The sequence below is a fragment of the Leucobacter sp. NPDC077196 genome (genome assembly GCF_040687075.1).
Classification (GTDB): Bacteria; Actinomycetota; Actinomycetes; order Actinomycetales; family Microbacteriaceae; genus Leucobacter.
Genome location: NZ_JBFBML010000002.1, coordinates 144,957 through 164,155, shown reverse-complemented (window position 1 = coordinate 164,155; position 19,199 = coordinate 144,957). Strand labels below are relative to the sequence as shown.

The window sequence follows — 19,199 nt, the reverse complement described above, 5'->3', positions numbered from 1 at the left end:
CTCCACCCTAGACTGTCAGCCCTGCGGGCTCGGGGATGCTCCCGCGACGAGGAAGCAGCACGGGACGAGCCGGGTGACGCGACCACGTAGACTGAACCCCGTACGTTCGGCGCTCCCGTGCGCCGAAACCGCCCCCGATCCACGGAGCACATCGAGCGTGACAGACATCGACGCCACCCAGAGCGGCCCCCGCCCCGACACGGTCGCCGATGCGATCGCGACGCCCGAGAAGGAGCAGCCGTACGGTGCGCTCGGGCTGAAGCCCGATGAGTACGCGCAGATCCGCGAGATCCTTGGGCGACGCCCCACATCGGGCGAGCTGGCGATGTACTCGGTGATGTGGTCGGAGCACTGCTCGTACAAGTCGTCGAAGATCTACCTGCGGCAGTTCGGCAACAAGGTCAACGACAAGATGCGCGAGCGGCTGCTCGTCGGCATGGGCGAGAACGCCGGCGTCATCGACATCGGCGAGGGCTGGGCGGTGACCTTCAAGGTCGAGAGCCACAACCACCCCTCATACATCGAGCCGTTCCAGGGAGCCGCGACCGGTGTCGGCGGTATCATCCGCGACATCATCTCGATGGGGGCTCGCCCCGTCGCGGTCATGGATCAGCTGCGCTTCGGCGCGATCGATGACCCGGATACGGCACGCGTCGTGCACGGCGTCGTCTCGGGCATCTCGTCGTATGCCAACTGCCTCGGCCTTCCGAACCTCGGCGGCGAGACGGTCTTCGACAGCGTTTACCAGGCGAACCCGCTCGTCAACGCGCTCGGTGTTGGCGTACTGCGCCACGAGGATCTGCACCTCGCGAACGCCTCCGGCGCCGGCAACAAGGTCGTGCTCTTCGGCGCTCGCACGGGTGGCGACGGCATCGGCGGGGCGTCGATCCTCGCTTCCGACAGCTTCAGCGAGGGCGGGCCGACGAAGCGCCCGGCCGTGCAGGTCGGCGATCCATTCGCCGAGAAGGTGCTCATCGAGTGCTGCCTCGAGCTCTTCCGCGATGAGCTCGTCGAGGGCATTCAGGATCTCGGCGCTGCGGGCATCTCGTGCGCGACCTCCGAGCTCGCGGCGAACGGCGACGGCGGCATGTTCGTCGAGCTCGACAGTGTGCTGCTGCGCGATCCGTCGCTTACGGCCGAGGAGATCCTCATGTCGGAGAGCCAGGAGCGCATGATGGCGGTCGTGCATCCCGACAAGCTCGACGCGTTCCTCGCCGTGACCGCGAAGTGGGACGTCGAGACGAGCGTGCTCGGCGAGGTCACCGACACCGGCCGCCTCGTCATCAACTGGCACGGCGAGGAGATCGTCAACGTCGATCCCTCGACCGTGGCCGTCGACGGCCCCGTCTACGAACGTCCCGTCGAGTACCCGTCGTGGATCGACGAGCTGCAGGCTTCCGGGGTCAACGCGTCGGGTCTAACGCGCTCGGACTCCGGCGACGAGCTGCGCTCGCAGATGATCGCCGTCGCCGCATCGCCGAACCAGGCCGACGTCTCGTGGGTCACGAACCAGTACGACAAGTACGTGCTCGGCAATACGGCGCTGGCGTTCCCCGACGGCGCCGGCATGATCCGCGTCGACGAGGAAAGCGGTCTCGGCGTAGCCATCGCCACCGATGCGAACGGACGCTATTGCCAGCTCGACCCCTACGTCGGCTCCCAGCTCGCGCTCGCCGAGGCTTACCGCAACGTCGCCACGTCAGGCGCCGTGCCCACCGCTGTCACCGACTGCCTGAACTTCGGCAGCCCCGAGAACCCCGAGGTCATGTGGCAGTTCTCGCGCTCGGTCGAGGGGCTTTCGGATGCGTGCCTCGCTCTTGAGGTGCCCGTCACCGGCGGCAACGTGTCGCTCTACAACCAGACCGGCGATACCCCGATCTACCCGACGCCCGTCGTCGGCGTGCTCGGCATCATCGACGACGTCGCGCGCCGCGTGCCCAGCGGCTGGCAGGATCAGGGCGAGCACCTCTACCTGCTCGGCACCACCCGCGACGAACTCGACGGATCGGCTTGGGCCGAGACCGTGCACGACCACCTCGGCGGGCACCCGCCGATCGCCTCCCTGGCCGATGAGCGCGCGCTCGCCGAGCTGCTGCACGCCGGCGCCCAGGGCGGGCTCATCTCGGGCGCGGTCGACCTCTCAGAAGGCGGCCTGGCTCAGGCGCTGACCGATGGCGCGCTGCGCTTCGGCGTCGGTGCGCGCGTGTGGATCGAGGAGATCATCTCGCGCGACGGCGTCGATGCGACCGCCGCGCTGTTCTCGGAGTCGCAGGCGCGCGTGCTCGTCGCCGTGCCGCACGAGGAAGAGGTGAAGTTCCGCGGGCTCTGCTCGGGCCGCGACTTCCCAGTGCTGCGCATCGGTGTCACGGACGGCGCGGGGGCGGAGGCCGCAATCGAGGTGCAGGATCGCTTCACCCTGCCGCTTTCCGAGCTCGGCGCCGCGTCACGCGCCACCCTCCCCGCCCGCTTTGGCGCGGTCATCGGCTGAACGCATCGCGTTCAGGCGCCGACCGCGGTGGCGCTACAGCGCCAGCCCACGGAGCGAAGCGCGGGGTGGCGATCATCGGCTGAACGCATCGCGTTCAGGCGCCGACCGCGGTGACGCTACAGCGCCAGCCCACGGAGCGCAGCGCGGGGCGCTGGTTCGGTAAGACATTCGGCTTCGGTGGGGTCTGCGCCGAGGGCGGTTTCATGTGGTCGTTGCAACACCCTTCATTCGAAGGGATGTACCCGCTATGCCTCGTATCAGCAGAATCCTGCAACAACACATCGACACGTTCTGGTCGGGTATCGCTCACGGCCTGTCTACCGAGGACGCGGCTGCCCAGGCTGATTGCAGTCGCGGCTGGGGCGAAGGAATGTTCCGCAATGCTGGAGGAATGACCCCACCCCCACGCCCGGCTCCATCTGGCCGATACCTCTCACAGCTTGAGCGTGAACAGATCCTGATCGGAATCACCCAAGGAGACTCGATCCGGCACATCGCAAGAACTTTGGGACGATCCCCATCAACCGTGCTGCGAGAGCAACGCCGCAACCGAGGCATGCTCCCGATGTATCGCCAACGCCACACCACTCGTCCGCCTCGAGGGGCCCAGTGGTACTCCGCGCTCGCAGCACAAGCCCGCGCGGAGCAGCGTCGGCGCCGCCCGAAATGTTCAAAGATCGCCCACAATCAGGCTCTTGCTGGGGAAGTTGAACGGTTGCTGCTGTTGAAGTTTTCCCCGACGCAGATCATGCAACGATTGCGTATGGACTTCCCTGACGACCCGGCGATGCAGGTCTCACACGAAGCGATTTACCGGTCGATCTTTGTGCAAGGAAAAGGCGAGCTCCGGCGTGAGCTGGCTAAGTGTTTGCGCAGCGGAAAAGCAGCACGCATGCCCAGGCAGCGCGGACGCCGGCATGCGACCTCGAACCAGGGACGCATCAAGGAAATGGTGATGATCTCTGACCGACCTGCAGAGGTTGCCGATCGTGCGGTCCCCGGACATTGGGAGGGCGATCTCATCATCGGGAAAGACGGCACGAGCCAGATCGGGACGCTGGTCGAGCGCTCGACCCGGTTCGTGATGTTGCTCCATCTCCCAGAAAGCGTGACGCGTGGACTGTGTCTGAGCAGATGATCGCGCGTATGCGTGATCTGCCCGAGCGCTTACGCCTGAGCGTGACGTGGGATCAAGGTAAGGAACTCGCACTGCATCAGCGGATCGCGGCCGGGGTAGGGCTGCGCGATGGGGTGTTTTTCTGCGATCCACACTCGCCTTGGCAGCGGGGCACGAACGAGAACACGAACGGGCTGCTGCGCCAATATTTCCCGAAAGGGAGCACATTGAGCGGGCACTCTCAGGCACACCTGGACGGGGTTGCTGATGAGTTGAACCAGCGCCCGCGACAGACAATGGGGTGGAGTACCCCAGCTCAAGCGTTAGAAGCGTTACTCTCAGAGACACCACACACGCTGGGTGTTGCAACGACCACATGAAACCGCCGCGGAGAACCTCTCACCGAAGCGGATTCTCTTACCGGTGAAGTGGTTCAGCGCGTGAGGAACCCGGAGACGCGGCCCACGATGCGCGTGTGGATCTCGTCGATGGGCAGCGCGGCGTCGACTGTGAAGTATCGATGCGGGTCAGCCTTGGCGAGCGCGCGGAAACCATCTCGGACCGCTGCGTGGAACTCGTCGGCCTCCGACTCGAGCCGGTCGGCGGAGCCACCACGAGCGCGGCGTCGCCCCGCACCCGTCTTCGGGTCGAGATCGAGCAGAATCGTGACGTGCGGCCAGAGCCCCCCCGCTGCCCACTCGCTGATGCGTCGCACCTCGGCCACGTCGAGCACGCGGCCCGCGCCCTGATAGGCCAGGGAGGAGTCGATGTAGCGATCCTGCACCACGACGGCATCGCGCTCGAGCGCGGGGCGCACGACATTCGCGACGTGCTGTGCACGATCGGCCGCGTAGAGCAACGCTTCGGCGCGAGCGTCGACGGCGCCGATCTCATCGCCACCGTGCAGCAGCACCCGGCGCAGTTCAGCGCCGAGGCGCGTTCCGCCCGGCTCACGCGTGCGCACGACTTCGAGCCCGCGACCTTCGAGCCACTGGCCGAGCAGCTCAGCCTGCGTGCTCTTGCCGGCGCCGTCGCCGCCCTCAAGGGTGATGAAGATCCCGCTCATGTGCTCCTCAGCGACCGCTCGCGGCCGCACTCGTGGTTACGCCTGCGCTTCGGCAGCCGCGCGGTTCGCAGCGCGCGTCGCGGCGGCCTTCTTTGCGGCTGCCGATCGCGCCGGGTCGACCGTCTGCGCGCCCGATGCGGACTTCTTCGCTGCCGGCTTCTTCGCTGCCGGCTTCTTCGCTGCGGTCTTCTTCGCCGCAGGCTTGCGCGCCGGCGCCTTCTTCTTCGCCGGGCCCTTCGCCCGCTTGATCGCGAGCAGCTCGACTGCCCGCGCGAAATCGACATCGTCAACGCTGTCACCACGGGGAATCGTCGCGTTCGTCTCGCCATCGGTGACGTACGGTCCGAAGCGACCGTCTTTCACCTTGATCGGCTTGCCACTCACGGGATCGGCCTCGAACTCCTTCAAAGCGCTCGACGCTCGCTTGGCACCGTACTTGGGCTGCGCAAACAGCTCCTGGGCGCCGGCGAGGTCGATCGAGAAGATCGCGTCCTCGCTGGGGAGCGAACGGGTGTCCGTTCCCTTCTTGAGGTAGGGACCGTAGCGCCCGTTCTGAGCAGTGATCTCGGCTTCCGATTCGGCATCCACTCCGACGGTGCGGGGCAGGTCGAGCAGTGCCACCGCAGTATCGAGCTCGATCGTTGCCGGGTCCATGCTCTTGAACAGGGAGGCGGTGCGAGGCTTCTGCCCCTTCGGCAACTCTTCGCCCTCATCAGGAAGTTCGGTGACGTACGGGCCGAAGCGCCCGTTCTTCGCGACGATGCGCTTGGAGGTCTGCGGATGGAGGCCGACGACCCGATCCTCAGCCGGCTCGGCATCGGCGAGTTCATGCGCCTTGACGGGCGTCAACTCATCAGGCGCGAGGCCATCGGGAATGTTGACGCTGCGCGGCTTCACCACGCCTGCTTCGTCGACCTCGCACTTGTCGTCGAAGACTTCGAGATACGGACCGTACTTGCCGTTGCGGAGCGAGATCTCGTCATCGATCTTGATGGTGTTGATCGCGCGTGCGTCGATCTCCCCCAGATTGTCCACGACGCCGCGCAGACCCGGGTGAGCGTCGGTGCCGAAGTAGAATTCGCCGAGCCACTTGCCGCGATCCGCTTCACCGGAAGCGATGCGGTCGAGGTCGTTCTCCATTTCGGCGGTGAAGTCGTAGTCGACAAGCTGGCTGAAGTGCTCCTCGAGGAGCCGCACCACGGAGAAGGCGATCCAGCTGGGAACGAGCGCCTGGCCCTTCTTCGTCACATACCCGCGGTCCATGATGGTGCTGATGATCGCCGCGTAGGTCGACGGGCGACCGATGCCGAGCTCTTCGAGTCGCTTGGTGAGGCTGGCCTCGGTGTAGCGCGGCGGCGGGCTCGTCTCGTGCCCCTTCGCCATCGGCTCTTCGATGCCGAGAGGCTGGCCTGAAGTGAGCTGCGGGAGCTTCGCGTTCTGGTCACCGCTCTTCTCGCCGCGCTTCTCGTCGCGACCTTCCTCGTAGGCGAGGAGGAAGCCGGGGAACGTGATGACCGTGCCACTCGTCGTGAACTCCGCGGAGGTCGGTGTAGCGCTGGCATTCTCGGCGACCTGTACTGCGAGCGTCACCGTGTCGGTGGATCCCTTGGCGTCGGCCATCTGGCTCGCCACAGTTCGCTTCCAGATCAGCTCGTACAACGCGAATTCGCCCTGGGTGAGCTTCCCCTTGAGCGTGCTCGGCCGCTGGAACACATCGCCGGCGGGTCGAATCGCCTCGTGCGCCTCCTGTGCGCCCTTCGCCTTCCCCGTGTACACACGCGGCTTCTCGGGCAGCGTTTGCGCGCCGTAGAGCTCGGCTGCCTGCGATCGCGCGGCCTGAACCGCCTGCTTCGAGAGCGACGGCGAATCGGTACGCATATAGGTGATGTAGCCGTTCTCGTACAGCGACTGCGCGAACGACATCGTCTGCCGCGAGCTGTAGCGAAGCTTGCGAGAGGCCTCCTGCTGCAGCGTCGACGTGGTGAACGGCGCCGCTGGACGACGGGTGTGCGGCTTCGTCTCAACCGAGACCACTTCGCCGCTCGCGTCGGCGGCGAGCAGCGATGCCAGGCGCTCCGCCCGTTCCTGTTCCAGGGGGATCACGCCCGCCTTCGACGCGCGCGACGTCAGCTTCCCATCGTCGCCGAAGTCGCCGCCGGTGGCCACGCGCTGCGCATCGAGTCGCACCAGCCGTGCTTCGAACGCCGTGAGGTCGTCAGCGCCGTCTTCTGGGCGGAACGTCGCAGTGAGATCCCAGTACTCGGCAGCGCGGAAGGCCTGGCGCTCGCGCTCCCGGTCGACCACGAGTCGCGTCGCCGCCGACTGCACACGACCCGCGGAGAGCTTGGGCGCGACCTTGCGCCAGAGCACCGGAGAGATGTCGTATCCGTAGAGACGATCGAGAATGCGTCGCGTTTCCTGCGCGTCGACGAGCGCCGTGTCGAGATCACGCGTGTTCTGCTTGGCCTGCTCGATCGCATCCTGCGTGATCTCGTGGAAGACCATGCGGTGCACCGGCACCTTGGGCTGAAGCACCTCGAGAAGGTGCCACGCGATGGCCTCGCCCTCGCGGTCCTCATCAGTTGCGAGCCAGAGCTCGTCGGCGCCCTTCAGCGCGCGCTTCAACTCGGAAACCGTCTTGCGTTTATTGTCGTTGACAACGTAGTAGGGCGCGAAGTCGTTCTCGACGTCGACCGCGAACTTGCCGAAGGCGCCCTTCTTGAGCTCTGCGGGCAGGGCTGACGGCTCGGCCAGGTCGCGCACATGACCCACCGATGCGATGACCTCGTAGTCGTCTCCGAGGTAGCCACCGATCGTCTTCGCCTTGGTCGGCGACTCGACGATGACGAGTTTCTTCGTACCCTTCACGGGTCTCCTTCGTTGCTTTACGCAGTGTAGGGCTGCTCCGCCAGGACCGGCTGAGGGTTCTGCTCCGACACGATACACATTCTGGCGTGAGAATCCACCTGAGGGATACCACGCATGTTCTCCCTTCATTATGTCCGTCGTCACCCGAAGTTGGCGCATCCGAGCGTTTGCACCGCAGATCATGCACCCTCTCCGCCGCCGATATAGAGGTAGGGGTTCACATCGGGAAACGCGTTCGACTGAGTAGTCGACAAGGTGAAGTGGGTGTGCGGGCCAGAGGTGCAACCGCTCATTCCGGCGAGCGCCACGACCTGCCCGGATCGCACCACGGTGCCCGGCTTCATCCCGAACGCCGTCGGCGAACCCGGTGCGACATGATTGTGCGAGCTGAAGAGCACGAGACCCCGATACTCGTGCCGAATCATCACCGTGTGATTCGGCCCGTGCCACCAGGAAGGCTCTGCAACGCACTTGGCGGGCGGCCCGTTGCCATCGGCTCCGGCAGCGACCACGACGCCGTCGTACGGCGCAAAGAGCGGTGCGCCTTCTGCCGCGCGCAGATCGATGGAGTAGCCGTCATGGAATCCCTGAGTAATGCCTGGCTCGGCACTCGGCCAGGCCCACCCGTTGGCGCCGACGGTTCCCCCCGGCACCGCGGCCATGGGTGGTGGCCCCGCGTGCGCCGAAGCCGTGACGGTGCCCAGCGCTCCTCCGACGGCCACCTCCACACGTGCATCTGCAAGCTCCGCATCGAGTACACATGAGACGAGAGCGGTATCGGTCGCCTGCACTACTGCCTCCGCCAACTCACACGGCTCGTCGGCGACGAACCCCGCTGCAGCATCGGCTGCGGCGAGCGCAGCAGCGTCGGCGGCGGCGGCAGCTCGGTGCGCCGCCTCGAGATGCGACGACGCAGCGATGATGGGAATGCCGAGGCATACGGCAGCAGCCGCGCAGACGAGCGTCGCCGGCGCGCTCACCGCGTCGCTCCTGCATCCGTGCGCGCGGCGCACGAGCGAGATTCGACTGCCAAGTGCGCGAGCGGACCCCCGGCTGGTCGGGAGCGGAGCGTCACGCAGAGCAGCGCTCCGACGTCCTCTCGATCGACCATCACGCGGTCGCCGAGCACGGCCAGTTGCTCCTCCGCGAGATCCGCGTCGCCCCGGGCTTCAAACCGCGCAACCTCCGCAGAAACCGACACGAGGGTGATGCGGTGGGCCGCCAGCGAGATGCCGCCGACGACGAGACCGAGCACGGCGAGCACTGCCGGCACGACGATCGCGAACTCAGCCGTGACCGTGCCGCGTTCGTCGTGCCGCAGCGCCGCGAACATCAGGATCCTGCGCCGAGCGCGTTCTCGACGAGCTGCACGAGCATCGCACGGATCTCGCTCGAACGCATGATTGCGACCAGCAGACCGGCGAACGCCACGGCGGCCATGATGACGATGGCGTACTCGGCGGTCACGGCGCCCCGTTCGTCTGCTGCAAGTGCGCGGGCCTCCTGAGCCAGGGTGCTGCGCGCGCTGCGTCGGGCGGCACCACGCTCACGCGGTTCGTGCGCGCGACGCCGTCGCTGCTCACGCGGTTCGTGCGCGCGACGCCGTCGCTGCTCACGATCCTCGAGCGGTGAACCTTGGTCTGATACAAGCTGAAGTGTGGGGTGCATCGGGTATCTCCTTGGCCTCGCACGGCCCCGGCGGTTGCCGGTGCATCAATCCTCACGGGGTGGAGCCGATGCGACCTGCCCCCGCCGTCAATCTGTGGAGAAGCGAGAACTCGCCGCGATCCTCACCGCTTGTGGAGAATCAATGCTCGGCCAACCGATGCACTACAGAGCCCCGAACATCGACAGCACCACTGGGAGCACGCCGAGCACGATGAAGGACGGCAGCACGCAGACGCCCAGGGGCAGCAGTACGCGCACTCCGAGACGCTCAGCGTCGCGCTCCTGCTCCGCCGACGACCCCACACGCTCGGCATCTGCCTGCTCGAGCAGCAACGGTCGGATCGGCACACCGGCAGATTCGGCGGCGGCGATCGTCGTCACCAGCGCGCTTCCGGAGCGAAATCCGTCGAACGCGACCCACTCGGCCCCGTAGTGATCCACCCGGTTCACCACGTCCTTCAGTGCGGCGGAAGGAGGCGCGCCACCCCCGAGCGCCACCCACGTCAGCTCGAGGGCAAGGCCGGCGATGCGGTCGTCGTTCGCCGACCGGCGCTGCATGGCACGGGACCAGTGCACTCCGACGCCGAGCAATCCGATGCCGACCGCGGCGATGAGCACCCCGGTCGAGCTGAACAGCACCGGTATCGGGTCGAACCCGAGTAGCAGCCCGAGCAGCAGGGCGAGGATCGGCAGCGCCGCCACCATGCGAACGGTCGCCCGCGGGCCGGCCAGGAGCACCGAACGCCGTTCGCGCAACTGGTCGAGTTCGCGCAGCGCATACCCGATCCGCTGGAGCGCGGGCGCAAGTGGGGCTCCGCTGTCTTCGGCGAGTCTCCAAGCGACCGCGAGCACGCGCCATTCGGGAGCGTCGGTCGCTGCGAGCGCGGAGGCGACGGGCACCCCATCTGCGACGCGCGCCGCGATCACGGCCGTGGGCGACGACGGGGCGGCATCCGCCCCGAGCACGGCGAAGGCCCGACGAGGCGGCACTCCTCCGCGCAGCAGTGCAGCGGCACGCTCCGCGACGACGGTCGCCTCATTCCGGGGCGACTTGGATGCGGGCGTCGCGCCCGCCGTATCCGAAGCAGACGCCGTTCGCGCGCGAGCTGCCCTCCACAAGCGCTTCCACATGATCTACGCCACCACCCTTCGAATCCCGAGCAACCGGTCGCTCGTCAGTTCCAACGCGCCGATCGCGCGCACGCGAGGTCCGCGGTCTCCGCGCTCTACATGCACGATCGCGTGGAGCGCGGAGACCGCCTGGCGGGCAAGCGCCTCCGGTGTCCACCCGGCAAGCGCGCCGAGCGATTCAAGTCGTGCAGGCACCTCCTCCAACCGGCTCGCATGCAGTGTGCCCGCTCCGCCATCGTGTCCCGTGTTCAAAGCGGCCAGCAGCGTCGATATCTCGGCGCCGCGGCATTCTCCGAGCACGATGCGATCGGGTCTCATGCGCAGCGCCTCGCGCAGCAACCGATCGATCGAGACTTCGCCGATGCCCTCGGCGCTCGCCTGACGCGTCTCCAGCGACACCGCGTGCGGGTGTCTCAACCGCAGCTCCGCGACGTCCTCGATCGTGAGAATTCGCTCATGCGGCGGTGAGAGATCGAGCAGCGCGGCGAGCACCGTCGTCTTCCCGCTCCCGGTGCCGCCGGTGATGAGCACATTGCGGCGCTCCGCGATGACCTCGCGAAGCAGCATCGCAGTGCTCCGCCCGCAGAGTCCGCCGTCGACCAGTTCGCTGAACCGCGGAGGCGAAATGCGCGGCAGCCGGATCGAGACCGCAGCGCCTCCCACAGCGATCGGCGGCAGCACCGCGTGCACGCGGATTCCGTCGCCCAGTCGTACGTCAGCACAGGGATGCAGTTCGTCGATGTGCCGCCCTCCGGCGGCGATCAGCCCCGTCGCCAAGCGGTGCACCGCGTCCGGGTGCGCCTGCCAGTCGGGCACTTCCCGGAGCGCACCGGTGCGGTCCAGCCACAGGCGAGCCGTACCGTCGCGCACCTGCACGACGAGGTCCCGGAGCTCGGGATCATCGAGCAGGGAAAGCAGGCCGCCGAACGAACGGCGCGCAGCGCGGCTCAGCGCCGCAGATCGCGTGGCCACCGGGCACGGTGCAGCGGCCGATGGCGGGTGATCCGGAATCTCGGCAGTCGGCATGAGCCCATATCAGCAGGCTTCGCCATCGCGGTGATCGGCGCCCGGAGCATCTGTGTGCAATGTCGAGGGGTTATCGAAAGTGAGCTGATGTGAGCGGAGAAGATTGGAAGGTATAGCCTGGTTCTGCGTTTCCGGGATGTTACGTGCCCGCGGACGCGCTCAGGGGGCCGGGGCGGAACGATCGTCCCGGGAATCGATCGAAGATAAGGGCGTCAATGAGCGATCAGACCGGCAGTATTGAAAGCCATCACCTCCCCGAGGGAGAAACCGCGGAGACGTATGCTCCGAGCCCCGATTTCCGGGCTCAGGCAAATGTCACCGACTCGTCCGTCTACTGGAAGGCGGCCGAGGATCCGGAAGCGTACTGGGCGGATCAGGCCCAGAATCTCGAGTGGACGAAGCCGTTCACCGAGGTACTCGACTGGACGAACCCGCCGTTCGCGAAGTGGTTTCACGACGGAGAGCTGAACGTTGCGGCCAACTGCCTCGATCGCCACGTCACTGCAGGAAACGGCGAGCGCGTGGCAATCCACTTCGAAGGAGAGCCCGGCGACACGCGGACGCTGACGTACGCGGAACTCACTTACGAGGTGAAGCGCGCCGCGAACATGCTCACGAGCCTCGGCGTCGAAGCGGGCGACCGAGTGGCGATCTACATGCCGATGATTCCAGAAACGGTCATCGCCATGCTCGCGGTTGCGCGCCTGGGCGCCGCGCACTCCGTGGTGTTCGGAGGGTTCAGCGCCGAGAGCCTGCGCGCACGCATCGATGATGCGGAGGCCCGCGTCGTCATCACCGCGGATGGCGGGTACCGCAAGGGCCGCGTGTCAGCGCTGAAGCCGACCGTCGACGACGCGCTCGCACTCAACGGCGGCGGCAGCACGGTGTCTCACGTGCTCGTGGTCGAACGCGCGGGCAACGAGGTCGCCTTCGATGAGGATCGCGACCTGTGGTGGCACCGGGAGATCACCGCCTTCGACGGCGAACACGAGGCGCAGGGCTTCCCGGCCGAGAACCCGCTCTTCATCCTCTACACCTCGGGGACGACGGGCAAGCCGAAGGGCATTCTGCACACGTCCGGCGGCTACCTCACCCAGGTCTCCACGACGCATCGCGACGTGTTCGATCTGAAGCCGGACACCGATGTCTACTGGTGCACGGCCGACATCGGCTGGGTCACCGGCCACAGCTATGTGGTCTACGGGCCGCTCGCGAACGGTGCGACGCAGGTGATCTACGAGGGCACCCCCGAGACGCCCGACTGGGGCCGCTGGTGGTCCATCATCCAGAAGTACGGCGTGACGATCTTCTACACCGCACCTACGGCCATTCGAGCCTGCATGAAGGTCGGTCGCCAGGTTCCCGAGCAGTACGACCTCTCGTCGATCCGCGTGCTCGGCTCCGTCGGCGAGCCCATCAACCCCGAGGCCTGGCGCTGGTATCGCGAGGTCATCGGCGCCGGTACCGCCCCCATCGTCGATACCTGGTGGCAGACGGAGACCGGCGCGATCATGATCTCGCCGCTGCCAGGCCTGACTCATCTGAAGCCGGGCAGCGCGCAAGTGCCGCAGCCGGGAATCTCGATCGCAGTCCTCGGCGAAGACGGCGAGCCCGTCGAGAACGGACAGGGTGGCCTGCTCGTCGTGCAGCGCCCCTGGCCATCGATGGTGCGCACGATCTGGGGCGACGACCAGCGCTTCGTCGACACCTACTGGGCCAAGTTCGGCGATCGTTACTTCGCCGGCGACGGTGCCCGCCTCGACGAGGACGGCGACGTGTGGCTGCTCGGCCGCGTCGACGATGTGATGAACGTCTCGGGCCACCGGCTCTCCACCGCGGAGATCGAGTCGGCGCTCGTGGAGCATCATGCCGTCGCGGAATCGGCGGTCGTCGGGGCGGATGACGAGACGACGGGTCAGGCCGTGGTCGCCTTCGTCATTCTGAAATCGCAGCAGAGCATCCTGTCACTCGACGACGCAGAACCCGAGCTGAAGAAGCACGTGGCAGCGCAGATCGGTGCGATCGCGCGGCCGCGCCAGATCTTCATCGTCTCGGAGCTGCCGAAGACCCGGTCGGGCAAGATCATGCGCCGCCTACTGAAGGATGCTGCGGAGGGCCGCGAGATCGGTGACACGACCACGCTCGCCGACACATCAGTGATGCAGACCATTTCGGATCGCGTGCGCAGCGAGCGCGGCAACTGAGTCTGCGCGGCGACGCGCCCATACGCCAGAGGCCGGGTACCCGATGCGGGTGCCCGGCCTCTGCCATGTTTCGGTGCGCGCGGTCGACGCGCGCCCCAGTGTCAGTCTTGAATCTTGAACACGAACTCGATCTCGACGGGGGCGTCGAGCGGCAGCACGGCAACCCCGACGGCTGAGCGCACGTGGATGCCGAGATCTCCGAAGACCCGGCCGAGGAACATGGAGGCGCCGTTCGCGACCGCGGGCTGGCCGGTGAACGACGGATCGGAAGCGATGAAGGCCGTAACCTTCACGACCTGCGAGATCTTGTCGAGCGAACCGATGACGCCGCGGGCTGCTGCCAGGGCGTTCAGTGCGCACAGCTGAGCGAGCTCTTCAGCGCGCTCGGGCGCAACGAGCCCCGCTCCGACCCCCACCTTGCCGGTCTCTGGAAGGGCGCCGTTCACGAACGGGAGCTGACCAGCCGTGTAGACGTAGTTGCCATCGCGCAGCGCCGGAACATAGGCTGCGACCGCTGCCGCGACCTCGGGGATCTCGTATCCCAGTTCGCGCAGCCGATCCTCGATCACAGATGCCATGTCAGGCCTTCCTCTTCTTCATGTAGGCGACGTTGCCGCCGGCGGGGCCGTCGATGATCTGCACGAGCTCCCAGCCCTGGGCGCCCCAGTTGTTCAGAATTTGCGCCTCGTTGTGCAGCAGCAGCGGCGTCACGAAGTACTCCCAGGTCGGGGCGGCTTCGGCGGATTCACTCACGTGCGGATCTCCCTCGGTTGACGGTCTTCGACGCGTGCCGGCGACTCGAATTGCGGCGGCATGGTCGGGCGCGTTGCTGTTTTGTCAGCTACGTCGCTTACCCTTGATTCTATGACCCGTCAGACATCTCAGTCTTCGCGCGTGCGCTCGCAGAAGCCCCGCACCGCAGGAGGGGCCCTCGCGGGACTCCTTGGCGCGCTCGCCATGAGCGTTATCGCCGGCGTGCTCCTCACCGCAGCGGTGACCCCGGTCGTCGCTCTGAGCGGCACCGCCACGAAATCTGCGGTCGGCATTTTCGAGAGCCTCCCCGATCATCTCGACCCGGGCAAGCTCGCCGAGCCCTCGGCCATCTATGCGACGGGCGCGGACACCACGGTGTACGAGATCGCCACGTTCTACGACCAGGATCGCGAGACGGTCAAGTGGGATCAGATCTCGCAGTTCGTGAAGGACGCGGCGGTTGCCGAAGAGGACCCTCGCTTCTACACGCACGGCGGAGTCGACGTGCTCGCGACCGCGCGTGCGGTGCTGCAGAACGCCGCGGGCCAGAACCTCTCGGGCGCCTCGACCATCACGATGCAGTATGTGCGCAACGTGCTCATTCAGGAGGCCATTGCGATTCCCGACAAGGAAGCGCAGAAGCAGGCGTACGAAGACGCGATGCGACAGGATGTCGACCGCAAGCTCAAGGAGATGAAGTACGCGATCTCCATCGAGAAGAAGTACCCGAAGGACGAGATCCTGCTCGGGTACCTCAACATCGCGCTCTTCGGTCGCCAGATCTACGGCATCGAGTCGGCGGCGAAGTACTACTACGGCAAGTCTTCAGCCGACCTGTCGCTCGCAGAAGCAGCGAGTCTCGTGGCGATCGTGAACAACCCGTCAGAGTTGCAGATCGACGTCGAAGAGAACATTCCGGCGAACACCGAGCGCCGCGACAAGATTCTGGGCAGCATGCTCAGCCACGGCAAGATCACGCAGGCTCAGTACGACGAGGCCATCGCAACGGAGGTCACTCCGAAAATCACGCCGCGTGTCGCGGGGTGCAACGTAGCCGAGGAGAAATTCGGGCTGGGCCACTTCTGCGATTACGTGCAGCGGTACATCAAGGCAGACCCGAACTTCGGAGACACCCCCGTTGAGCGCGAGTTCAACTTCAGCCGCGGCGGCTATCACATCTACACGACGATCGACCTCGACATGCAGGCGGCGGGAACCGCAGCGACGCAGGCGACCGTTCCCGCGCTCATGGATGGCATCGATGTCGGCGCGGCCTCGAGCAGCGTGGAGGTCGGCACCGGCAAAGTGCGCTCGATGGTGCAGAACAAACCGTTCAACAACGCGCAAGACTTCCTCGATTCGAATCCCGGCTTCACGACGGTGAACTACAACACCGATCAGGAACTCGGCGGGTCGAGCGGGTTCCAAGTCGGGTCGACGTTCAAGCCGATCACGCTCGCCGAGTGGATCAGGACGGGCCACTCCGTGCGAGACATGGTCAACGTCAATAGCCGCGACAATGTGCCGCTGCAGTCGTTCCAGGCTTCATGCATGCCCGAGGGTGTGTACAGCTACGGCACCTTTGATTTCTCGAACGATAACGAGGGCATCAAGGGCAACCAGTCCGTACTCACGACCATCGCCAACTCCATCAACGGCGGAATCGTCTCGATGCAGCAGAAGATGGATCTGTGCGGCACGTTCCAGACCGCGAAAGCACTCGGCATCCATCGGGCGTCTGACCTCCCCACGGATGAGAACGGCAACTTCATGGTGCCGACGATCAGCAATAGCTCTCGCGATCTCTCGATGGTGCCGTCGAACGTCTACGCGGGCGTCGACGAGATCGCCCCGATTACGATGGCTGCTGCTTATGGCGCATTCGCCGGTGACGGCACGGTCTGCACGCCCGTGCCCATCGAACAGATTCTCGACGACGAGGGCAATCAGATCCCCTTCACGAAGAGCGAGTGCTCCCAGGCGATCGCTCCCGAGGTCGCCGCAGGCGTCGCGTTCGCATTGGAGAACGCCGTTACCGCTGGCCTCGCGGGCCACGCACGCTCGTCGACGGGCGTGCCGCACCTCGCGAAGACCGGTACGACCGACGAGGTCAAGGACAACTGGACCGTGGGCGCGAGCACGGAAGTGGCGACGGCGACCTGGGTCGGCAACGCCGGCCCAGTGCAGTTGGCCGATGGAAGCTGGGATCGAGTGTCTACCATGGGGTTCGGTAACCTCATGCGCGCGGATCAGACGATCTGGCCGGCCATTATGAATGCTGCTGACGCCCGCTACGGCGGGCAAGCATTCCCCGAACCATCCGCGGCCGCCATTCGCCAGACGATGGTCTCCGTGCCCGACGTGAAGGGCAAGTCCATCGAGGAGGCCACGAGCATGCTCGAGCAGCTCGGCTTCGCGGTGGCTGACGGGGGCGAGGTCGACTCGACCGAGGCGGAGGGCCTCTCGGCCCGCACTGACCCCGCAGCGGGCTCGTCGGTCGGACTCGGCTCGGGCATCACGCTCTACCGCAGCAATGGCAAGGCCTCGAAGATTCCGGACGGCCTCGTCGGCCAGACGGGCAACGACGCGAAGTCGGCGTTGAACAGCGCCGGGTTCGGCAGCGTGGACTTCACCTGCGGATCGGGCAGCGAGTCAAAGCCCAAGTCGAACAAGGTGCTCTCCGTGAGCCCCGAGAGCGGCAGCGAGGTCAACCGGAGCGACACCGTGACGCTCGCACTGGCCTGCAGCAAGAAGGATTGATCTTGGCGTTGCATCCCGCGCGTTCGACGGCGGTCGCTCTCGGAGCGGCCGCCGTCGGCGTACTGACCTGGTCCACACTCATCGAGCGCCGGCTGTTCACGGTGCGCCGGCACACGCTGCCGGTGCTGCCCGACGAGCACACCCCGATGCGCGTACTGCAGCTCTCCGATCTGCACCTGGCGCCGTGGCAGGCCCAGAAGATCGATTGGGTGCGTTCGCTCGCCGAGCTGCGGCCCGACCTCGTGGTACTGACTGGTGACCTGATGGGCCATCGCGAGGCGCTCCCCGCTCTGCTGCACGCACTGCGCCCGCTTGTCGAACAGACGCCGACGGTGTTCGTGCACGGTTCGAACGACTACTACGGTCCGCTCTTCAAGAACCCGATCAAGTACCTGCTTGAACCGAGCCGACGCAGCACGCGTACGCCCGATCTCGACAACGCGGCGATCACTCGAGCTCTCACCGACCTGGGCGCCATCGATCTGAACAATGGCGCCACGCGGATCACGATTCGCAGAACCGGCGTCGAGCTCCTGGGTCTGAACGACCCGCATATCCGATACGACGATGCCGATCGGATGCGCGCGGCGGCAGAGGCGCTCGCGCCCTCCCCCGCTGGGTCGGATGAGGATGGGGGCATGGTGCGCCTCGGAGTGGTGCACGCGCCGTACCAGGAGGCCCTGGGGGCGCTGTTGACTGCGGGATCCGACCTGATCCTCGCCGGGCACACGCACGGCGGTCAGGTGCGCGTACCGGGCGTCGGAGCACTGACAGCGAACTGCGACCTGCCGACCGAGCAGGCGCGCGGTCTGAGTGTCTGGTTCGATGCGCATCGCGCCGCGTACCTGAACGTGAGCGCGGGCCTGGGCAACTCGATCTACGCCCCGGTCAGGTTCGCCTGCCGCCCGGAAGCCTCGCTTCTCACCCTCGAATCGCGGTAATGATTGCGAGCGCTGCAGCCGTGCCGTTCTCCGTCGACATCTGCTGCGCCGCGGCCTCGACCGAGTGACGATACTGCGGTGTCGCATCGAGGGCGTTCCCGATGCGCTCCGCTGTGACCCGGTTATACCTGATTGCTTCGGGCGCCAGACCGCGTCGGTGCAGCATCGCACCCCAGAACGGTTGATCGGCGATGAACGGAACGACGACTGAAACCGTGCCCGCCCGCGTCGCCGCTTGCACGGTCCCGATCCCCCCGTGATGCACGGCCGTGGCGGCATTCGGAAGCACCCGGCTGTGCGGCACCGAGCGCACCACGAGCACGTCGTCACTGCGCGCACTGGGGGCGATCTCAATGCCTCCGAGACCCGTCGCTACGAGAAGACGTTGCCCGCGGCCCCGCACAGCTGCAACCAGTGCGCGGCCGCGCGCGGCGGCATCCCCCGCTGCCATCGACCCGAATCCGACGTACACGTACGAACCATCCGCCACGAAAGCTGCGACTTCGGGAGCGAGATCTTCGGCGACGCCCGCGCCGGTCCAGGGTCCGGTGAGATGTACATTGAGCGGCCAATCACCGGGCCGCTGCAGCAGTGACGGACTGATGGGCAGGAGCGTGGCGGCGGGCGATGGCATCGGCCGGCCTCGACGCACGCCGAGCAGCTGCGCAGCCTCGTCAAGAGCGGCGCTGAACATCGCAGACGCGCTTGCCGCGGCGAAGTAGGTGAGGCGGTTGAGCACCCCGAGATCGGCGGCCACGGTGCCCGCGGCAGCAAAGGCCCGCGTCGGAGTAACGGCCGGCACGAGCTCCACGAGCACGTGGGGAATATCGAGGGCCTCTGCAATCAACGGTGCCGAGAGCACCTTCGGGTGGGCGATGATCACGTCGGGCCGAAACGTGAGCGCAGCACGGGCAGCCCCAACGATCACGCTCCGCATAGTCGGTTTCACGACGGTGCGAAAATTGCGCATCGCCGCACCCAGCGCAACTCCCTGGTCCTCGATCGTGGAGGTGTAGTCCACCCTGAGGCTGACGACATCGACGTCGCCCGCAGACACGCCGGAACGGTCGGGAGCGGCGACGCGCACGTCATGCCCTGCCGCTGCCGCCGCACGCGCGAGTTCCACGAAAGGTTCGACGTCGCCCCGCGATCCGGCCGTGATGAGGAGCAGCTTCAC

The 19,199-nt window shown here is 66.5% G+C and carries 14 protein-coding genes and 1 pseudogene; 5 read left to right on the top strand and 10 right to left on the bottom strand.

All coding sequences use genetic code 11. The annotated features are described in order from the left end of the window. Positions 1–157 precede the first annotated feature (157 nt). Both purL and AB0O71_RS04445 read left to right on the top strand, forming a co-directional pair. On the top strand, positions 158–2,488 hold the full coding sequence (gene purL / locus AB0O71_RS04450) for a phosphoribosylformylglycinamidine synthase subunit PurL (RefSeq protein WP_363742515.1): 2,331 nt from the start codon (positions 158–160) through the stop codon (positions 2,486–2,488). A 391-nt stretch (positions 2,489–2,879) separates the two neighbouring features. Then, positions 2,880–3,985: pseudogene (locus AB0O71_RS04445) on the top strand (IS30 family transposase). Between the two features lie 53 nt (positions 3,986–4,038). Here the strand turns inward: AB0O71_RS04445 and tmk are convergent. From tmk to AB0O71_RS04410, 7 genes are all read right to left on the bottom strand, one after another. Continuing rightward, the gene (gene tmk / locus AB0O71_RS04440; RefSeq protein WP_363742513.1) at positions 4,039–4,671 is read right to left on the bottom strand and encodes a dTMP kinase; all 633 of its coding nucleotides are present in this window, start codon (positions 4,669–4,671) and stop codon (positions 4,039–4,041) included. 36 nt (positions 4,672–4,707) lie between these two features. Further along, entirely contained in the window at positions 4,708–7,539 is a 2,832-nt protein-coding gene (topA, locus tag AB0O71_RS04435; RefSeq protein WP_363742511.1) for a type I DNA topoisomerase, read from the bottom strand. Between the two features lie 179 nt (positions 7,540–7,718). After that, positions 7,719–8,519, bottom strand: coding sequence for a peptidoglycan DD-metalloendopeptidase family protein (locus AB0O71_RS04430; protein ID WP_363742509.1), 801 nt, complete (start codon positions 8,517–8,519; stop codon positions 7,719–7,721). Beyond that, entirely contained in the window at positions 8,516–8,872 is a 357-nt protein-coding gene (locus tag AB0O71_RS04425) for a pilus assembly protein (protein WP_363742506.1), read from the bottom strand. The genes AB0O71_RS04430 and AB0O71_RS04425 overlap by 4 nt, the downstream gene beginning before the upstream one ends. Continuing rightward, positions 8,872–9,207, bottom strand: a complete 336-nt coding sequence (locus AB0O71_RS04420; RefSeq protein ID WP_363742504.1) for a DUF4244 domain-containing protein — start codon at positions 9,205–9,207, stop codon at positions 8,872–8,874. Before AB0O71_RS04420 ends, AB0O71_RS04425 begins: the two co-directional genes overlap by 1 nt. Before the next feature lie 162 nt (positions 9,208–9,369). After that, positions 9,370–10,338 (bottom strand): type II secretion system F family protein, encoded by a 969-nt coding sequence (locus AB0O71_RS04415; RefSeq protein ID WP_363742502.1) that lies wholly within the window; start codon positions 10,336–10,338, stop codon positions 9,370–9,372. Positions 10,339–10,341: 3 nt separating this feature from the next. Further along, complete coding sequence (locus AB0O71_RS04410; RefSeq protein WP_363742500.1) at positions 10,342–11,364, bottom strand: ATPase, T2SS/T4P/T4SS family; 1,023 nt, start codon at positions 11,362–11,364, stop codon at positions 10,342–10,344. Positions 11,365–11,579: 215 nt separating this feature from the next. On the opposite strand from AB0O71_RS04410, the gene acs reads away from it, so the two are divergent. Then, positions 11,580–13,568 (top strand): acetate--CoA ligase, encoded by a 1,989-nt coding sequence (gene acs, locus AB0O71_RS04405; protein ID WP_363742498.1) that lies wholly within the window; start codon positions 11,580–11,582, stop codon positions 13,566–13,568. Between the two features lie 101 nt (positions 13,569–13,669). Here the strand turns inward: acs and AB0O71_RS04400 are convergent, their stop codons facing one another. Continuing rightward, a complete protein-coding gene (locus AB0O71_RS04400) occupies positions 13,670–14,146 on the bottom strand; it encodes a RidA family protein (RefSeq protein ID WP_363742496.1) in 477 nt (158 codons plus the stop codon). Position 14,147: 1 nt separating this feature from the next. Then, positions 14,148–14,321, bottom strand: a complete 174-nt coding sequence (locus AB0O71_RS04395) for a DUF4177 domain-containing protein (protein ID WP_363742494.1) — start codon at positions 14,319–14,321, stop codon at positions 14,148–14,150. 111 nt (positions 14,322–14,432) lie between these two features. Between AB0O71_RS04395 and AB0O71_RS04390 the strand changes: the two genes are divergently transcribed. Then, positions 14,433–17,081, top strand: a complete 2,649-nt coding sequence (locus AB0O71_RS04390) for a transglycosylase domain-containing protein (protein ID WP_363742492.1) — start codon at positions 14,433–14,435, stop codon at positions 17,079–17,081. Between the two features lie 2 nt (positions 17,082–17,083). Continuing rightward, positions 17,084–18,022 carry a metallophosphoesterase gene (locus tag AB0O71_RS04385; protein WP_363742490.1) on the top strand — a complete coding sequence of 313 codons (939 nt, stop codon included), beginning with the start codon at positions 17,084–17,086 and terminating at the stop codon, positions 18,020–18,022. Here the strand turns inward: AB0O71_RS04385 and AB0O71_RS04380 are convergent. Further along, the gene (locus AB0O71_RS04380) at positions 18,003–19,199 is read right to left on the bottom strand and encodes a glycosyltransferase (protein WP_363742488.1); all 1,197 of its coding nucleotides are present in this window, start codon (positions 19,197–19,199) and stop codon (positions 18,003–18,005) included. The two genes, AB0O71_RS04385 and AB0O71_RS04380, sit on opposite strands and share 20 nt — an antisense overlap.

What these genes read in the sequence shown, in the direction of transcription:
- AB0O71_RS04425 (WP_363742506.1), bottom strand. Translation starts at nt 8,872, where the DNA reads ATGTTCGCGGCGCTGCGGCACGACGAACGCGGCACGGTCACGGCTGAG.
- AB0O71_RS04410 (WP_363742500.1), bottom strand. Translation starts at nt 11,364, where the DNA reads ATGCCGACTGCCGAGATTCCGGATCACCCGCCATCGGCCGCTGCACCG.
- acs (WP_363742498.1), top strand. Translation starts at nt 11,580, where the DNA reads ATGAGCGATCAGACCGGCAGTATTGAAAGCCATCACCTCCCCGAGGGA.
- AB0O71_RS04390 (WP_363742492.1), top strand. Translation starts at nt 14,433, where the DNA reads ATGACCCGTCAGACATCTCAGTCTTCGCGCGTGCGCTCGCAGAAGCCC.
- tmk (WP_363742513.1), bottom strand. Translation starts at nt 4,671, where the DNA reads ATGAGCGGGATCTTCATCACCCTTGAGGGCGGCGACGGCGCCGGCAAG.
- AB0O71_RS04400 (WP_363742496.1), bottom strand. Translation starts at nt 14,146, where the DNA reads ATGGCATCTGTGATCGAGGATCGGCTGCGCGAACTGGGATACGAGATC.
- AB0O71_RS04415 (WP_363742502.1), bottom strand. Translation starts at nt 10,338, where the DNA reads ATGTGGAAGCGCTTGTGGAGGGCAGCTCGCGCGCGAACGGCGTCTGCT.
- AB0O71_RS04420 (WP_363742504.1), bottom strand. Translation starts at nt 9,207, where the DNA reads ATGCACCCCACACTTCAGCTTGTATCAGACCAAGGTTCACCGCTCGAG.